The following is a 4,641-nucleotide window of genomic DNA, read 5'->3' as shown; positions in this document are numbered from 1 at the left end:
AAGCTCCTCAAAATTTGTCGCTTGTGATTGTTCAATCGCATCTCTAATTTCGTCTTTCCAAGAGCTTTTACCTTTTTCAATTAAGCCTTTTTCGGCTTGAGTATATCGCATTGATGCGTTGCGTTCAGGTACAGACAATCCATGTTCTCTACATACTTCATCATTTTTTTGTTTTACGAACTCTCTTTGTTTTTTATTGCTTTGATATTTTTTCCCAGTTTCTAAATCAATTGAATTAATCACAATATGATTGTGTACATGGTTTGTATCTGCGTGCGTATAGACGGCTACTTGATGATTAGGTGCAATCTTTTCTGCCAATTCTAAACCCAATTGATTACATTGCTCTGGCGTTACTTCGCCAGGCTTGAACGATTGAATCACTGTATGTGCTTGAACACCATTCTCTTTGCCATATAAAGCTCGTGTTTGCTTAAACGATGATTTTGCATAATCTATATCACAATTTAAGCCACTTTTTTCTTCTGCTCGCTTTTCTGCGTAATTGATTGCTCGACTTGCCGATTTGGTATTACCTAATTTAGTTGTTGCCATTGGTATCCCCCTTTCTTTGTTTAGGGATAAAATAATCAATCAAAAGACCACCAAAAGCACAAAATAAGAAACAGATGATGATAAACCACCATTGCTTTAGGAATGAAAAATTAAAAAATAAAATCAAAATCATTAAAGATATAACAGTTAAAATCCAAATACCAAACAGCAATCTTCTTAATTTATTTTGTTCCATACCTCATCTAACCTTTCACGTAATTCGCTGATATTACGCTCTAATGCTTCATAGTTCGGCGTTTCATGTTGATGTTGATTACAGTACTTTGCGATTTGATTTGCATTAGCACCTAATTTACTCAAATCTTTAGCAATCGATTGTCGCGTTTCTTTATCAAATTTTGGTGCGACTAATCGACTGCCTTGTGCCTTTTTCTTTACGAAAGCAGGCACACTCATATTTAAAGTTTCCGCAGATTGTTGTAACTTTAAATATTCGGATTCGCTCACACGAAAACTAATTTGTTTTGGCTCCTTACGGTTGGGTTTACGGTTTCGCCCAACAGTTTCGTCGCCATTCGCAAAATCGTTTTGTTCGCTCATTAAATCCCACCACGCTTTCTTCGAAAGTCATTACTTAATATAAATCTAGCTTACAGGGTAAGCCAGATTTTATCAAGTAATTTTGTGGTTTGGCAAGCGTCGTATTTTATAGCCACTTCGTGCTAAAAATACCGGCTTGTTGGGGGAAATCCCCAAACCCCTTATGATTTTTTTCTGACGAAAAAAATAACAATTACTACTTAGTAATTGTTAAACCCTAACGCTCAAAAATTTGAGCGTTAAAAACTTAGTGAACATTAAATTTAAATGTCGATATAATATTTAATGTTTACTAAGCACAAATACCGCATCATTTAATTAACGTTTACTTATTATTTTATGATAATATTTAATAAGTAAACGTTAATTATTTAAAGGGGGATTAAATATGCCAAGTGCATTTAATAAAAAAGCAAAAGCAATTCATCTCAACCTCACTCAAGATGAGTATAACAAAATACAAAAGCTAGCAGAAATTCGTCATCTCAACCCAACTAGCTATACCAAGCATGTTGCTTTAGGTAATCGGATTAAGCCTACAGTGATTGAATATCCTCAAGAACAAACAACAATTGAGGATGATGAATCTACGAATAACTTGCATGAAGTCAATGAACAGCTCAAAAAGGACAACGAGGCACTCAAATCAGACGTTGAGGCATTCAGAGTAAAAGCCAACCTTTTAGATGAATTACTCACTCACGTAAATGAGAATGCCTATATTGATTTCAATGGTTTTAGAGACGATGAAGAACTCAGATATAAACTTAAAACCATAAAGCAAAACGAAGGAGGCGTGACCTTTGAATAGGTCACACCTCCCTTTTTGCGTCAAGCAACCAAAAATCTATTTGTTTTTGTAATTGTTCTTCGTTCGCTTTTAAAGTTGATTTCAATAAATCAGTTAAATCAACTGGAGATATTTCTTTAATTATCTTTTTAAATTTATATTTAGTATTCCTACTTAGTTTTCCCCACATACTTTCCTCGTGTAGCAAAGTATAAACCATAGCTTGTTCATTAACTTTTTCTAAGGTAGACCAAGCAGGTTTCAAAATATGCAAATCGTTAAAACAATCATTCCAGTAATCAACCATATTTCGTTTCAATTCAATTTCTACACGCCATAAATGTTCTGCGTCTATTTCTATATCTGCGTTATCTTTACGTTCCTGTTTTTTATTATAAATTCTAATAAATCTTTCACTATCACGAACACCGAAATATTTTGTTTCTGGCTTATCGTTACGACCATAAAGAATAGTTTTCTTAACTGATTTATCAGTCATTGCGTAGTAATCACTTAAATCATCTTCAAAATCAAAAGCCAAATCTATTCTTGTAAAACCGTCATCTTCCATGTAGTCGATAATATTTTTCTTTAACCAAAGCATTTCATCGTGTGTTAATTTATTCGGATTAAATTCAACCCTCATATTACGTCTATCCCATGCATCTGCTTTTACTTTGTCATATTCAATATAAACCTTTTCTTGTAGAGCTTTAGCTTTGAATTTCGTTTGTAGTATATCCCAAAGTCGAATTTGTGGTTCAATACTCATAAATTCTGATAGTTTTTGAGCATTGTCACGACTGAGATTTCCAACAATTGTCATAGCGTCAAAACTTAATTTTGGTTCAGATTGTCCCAAAGTTTGAACACTTAACCGGCTATTAGAGTATCCGGTTTTAGAAAAATTATCTAAATCGTGATTTTCTAAATGACTTGAATGATTTGCTTGATTATTTTTACTCATAAAAAATCGACTCCTTAATTTAATTTAAGAAGTCGTCCACCCAAATCCCAAATATATATCTTGATGTATATCTCAATATCGTTTAATATCTAGATATACAAAATATAAAAAAACAACTCAGTGTTTTTTCTTTTGGTTTTGTCGTTCACAAACTTTGGTCGGTTGGGTGAGCGACTTCTTTTTTTATTTTGTTATTAATATAACACTATCAAAAGGCTTGGTCTAATCAGATCAAGACAAGAAGAAACTCGTTTTCAACTCGTTTCAAAAACCTTTCAAAAACCATCAATCCACAAAAATACCACGCGAATGACACTCAAAATACAAGACTACAATTAAAAAATACTTAGAATAAAATTAAATAAAATACGAAAATTAAAAGGAGTTAAAAATGCCTTATATTTATTTAATAATAGCCATAAGTACTGAAGTTATTGGAAGTGCATTTCTTAAATCTTCAGAAGGCTTTTCAAAATTTATACCATCCTTAGGAACAATAATTTCATTTGGAATTTGTTTCTATTTTTTAAGTAAAACAATGCAACACCTACCACTAAATATAACTTATGCAACTTGGGCGGGACTAGGTTTAGTCTTAACAACCGTAGTCTCAATAATTATTTTCAAAGAACAAATAAATCTAATAACTATAGTATCTATAGTTTTAATCATAGTCGGCGTAGTTTCGTTAAACATTTTCGGAACATCGCATTAATTGCTTTATTCCAATTGCTTTATTGACGTTGAGCCTCGGAACCCTTAACAATCCCAAAACTTGTCGAATGGTCGGCTTAATAGCTCACGCTATGCCGACATTCGTCTGCAAGTTTAGTTAAGGGTTCTTCTCAACATCAATAAATTTTCTCGGCATAAATGCGTGCTAATATTTAAATTTGTCATTCAAAGCAAATAGAAGCCATATAAGCGTCGCTAATAGTAAATAAGGTATCAAGTATCCTAAATGCCATAAAAACGCTACAAAGCCCTCTGAGTGCTTTATTTGGTATTCTAAGCCTTGATACATGTGGTCAAATCCTAAAACATTGAATAAACCACCCATGAATGTAGCGACAACGCTAATCAATAAAACGGCAAATAGTGTCAACATCAACGCTGACTTAAAGTAAGTCGCCCATTTGTGTACGCTTTTAAGGCTATCATCTAGTCTTTCTTGTTTCTGCTCAATACTTAACAAAGATTGCTTGAATCGCTCCATTGTTTGCGTTGAATGAAAATCTGGAATTTTTTTATCGAGGTTTTTATCAATTTTTTGCTGTATCAATTTGCCTAACTTATCATCCATCTCAATATTGATTTTATGCTCATTTGAGCGTTTTATCCGTTCAGTTAATCTAGTGAGATATAACTTGTCTTCATTACTCAAGTTCAAAGTCGTCTTCTCGTGATTTGATTCTAAGTTTTCTAGGACGTTCAAAATGCGTTTCTGTGTCTCTAAATCTGTGCTCGGTTTCGGTTGGCTCGTGTTTTGATAACTGTTGCTCGAATTCTCTCCGTTCATTTGCGACCGCAAACTCATTTTCTAATGCCCCCTTATCGAATTGTTCACCTAAATTTTTACCTCTCACTTTTTTATTTTCTTTCAAGTGTCTGTAAGTGATTGTTTTGTTTGTGACACGATCGATTGTGATGTCTAATTGGTTCAACTCTCTCTCAAGCTCCTCAAAATTTGTCGCTTGTGATTGTTCAATCGCATCTCTAATTTCGTCTTTCCAAGAGCTTTTACCTTTTTCAATTAAGCCTTTTTCGG

7 protein-coding genes are annotated in these 4,641 nt (G+C 33.3%); 2 read left to right on the top strand and 5 right to left on the bottom strand.

The window, feature by feature from the left end; translation table 11 throughout:
• On the bottom strand, positions 1 to 555 hold a 555-nt coding region (locus AB0B86_RS33400), incomplete at its 3' end, for a relaxase/mobilization nuclease domain-containing protein (RefSeq protein ID WP_357420610.1).
• 177 nt (positions 556 to 732) lie between these two features.
• Positions 733 to 1,116, bottom strand: a complete 384-nt coding sequence (mobC, locus tag AB0B86_RS33395; RefSeq protein ID WP_057511081.1) for a plasmid mobilization relaxosome protein MobC — start codon at positions 1,114 to 1,116, stop codon at positions 733 to 735.
• A 388-nt stretch (positions 1,117 to 1,504) separates the two neighbouring features.
• Here mobC and AB0B86_RS33390 point away from each other — a divergent pair, with 388 nt between their 5' ends.
• Positions 1,505 to 1,927: a hypothetical protein gene (locus AB0B86_RS33390; protein WP_049390911.1), complete on the top strand. Its 423-nt coding sequence runs from the start codon at positions 1,505 to 1,507 to the stop codon at positions 1,925 to 1,927.
• A 1-nt stretch (position 1,928) separates the two neighbouring features.
• On the opposite strand, the gene AB0B86_RS33385 is transcribed toward AB0B86_RS33390, so the two are convergent.
• A complete protein-coding gene (locus AB0B86_RS33385) occupies positions 1,929 to 2,873 on the bottom strand; it encodes a replication initiation factor domain-containing protein (protein WP_057511080.1) in 945 nt (314 codons plus the stop codon).
• A 391-nt stretch (positions 2,874 to 3,264) separates the two neighbouring features.
• On the opposite strand from AB0B86_RS33385, the gene qacC reads away from it, so the two are divergent.
• A complete protein-coding gene (gene qacC / locus AB0B86_RS33380) occupies positions 3,265 to 3,588 on the top strand; it encodes a quaternary ammonium compound efflux SMR transporter QacC (protein ID WP_001146389.1) in 324 nt (107 codons plus the stop codon).
• A 165-nt stretch (positions 3,589 to 3,753) separates the two neighbouring features.
• Here the strand turns inward: qacC and AB0B86_RS33375 are convergent, their stop codons facing one another.
• Both AB0B86_RS33375 and AB0B86_RS33370 read right to left on the bottom strand, forming a co-directional pair.
• Complete coding sequence (locus tag AB0B86_RS33375) at positions 3,754 to 4,257, bottom strand: DUF334 domain-containing protein (protein ID WP_310650905.1); 504 nt, start codon at positions 4,255 to 4,257, stop codon at positions 3,754 to 3,756.
• On the bottom strand, positions 4,250 to 4,641 hold a 392-nt coding region (locus tag AB0B86_RS33370; protein WP_357420605.1), incomplete at its 5' end, for a relaxase/mobilization nuclease domain-containing protein. The genes AB0B86_RS33370 and AB0B86_RS33375, both read right to left, overlap by 8 nt.

It is taken from the genome of Micromonospora sp. NPDC049047, from assembly GCF_040649135.1.
Classification (GTDB): domain Bacteria; phylum Actinomycetota; class Actinomycetes; order Mycobacteriales; family Micromonosporaceae; genus Micromonospora.
Note: the sequence above shows the minus strand (reverse complement) of the source record. Positions and strands in the feature narration are given on the sequence as shown.

Coding starts and splice junctions, on each gene's coding strand:
- AB0B86_RS33385 (WP_057511080.1), bottom strand. CDS start 2,873: ATGAGTAAAAATAATCAAGCAAATCATTCAAGTCATTTAGAAAATCAC.
- qacC (WP_001146389.1), top strand. CDS start 3,265: ATGCCTTATATTTATTTAATAATAGCCATAAGTACTGAAGTTATTGGA.
- AB0B86_RS33390 (WP_049390911.1), top strand. CDS start 1,505: ATGCCAAGTGCATTTAATAAAAAAGCAAAAGCAATTCATCTCAACCTC.
- mobC (WP_057511081.1), bottom strand. CDS start 1,116: ATGAGCGAACAAAACGATTTTGCGAATGGCGACGAAACTGTTGGGCGA.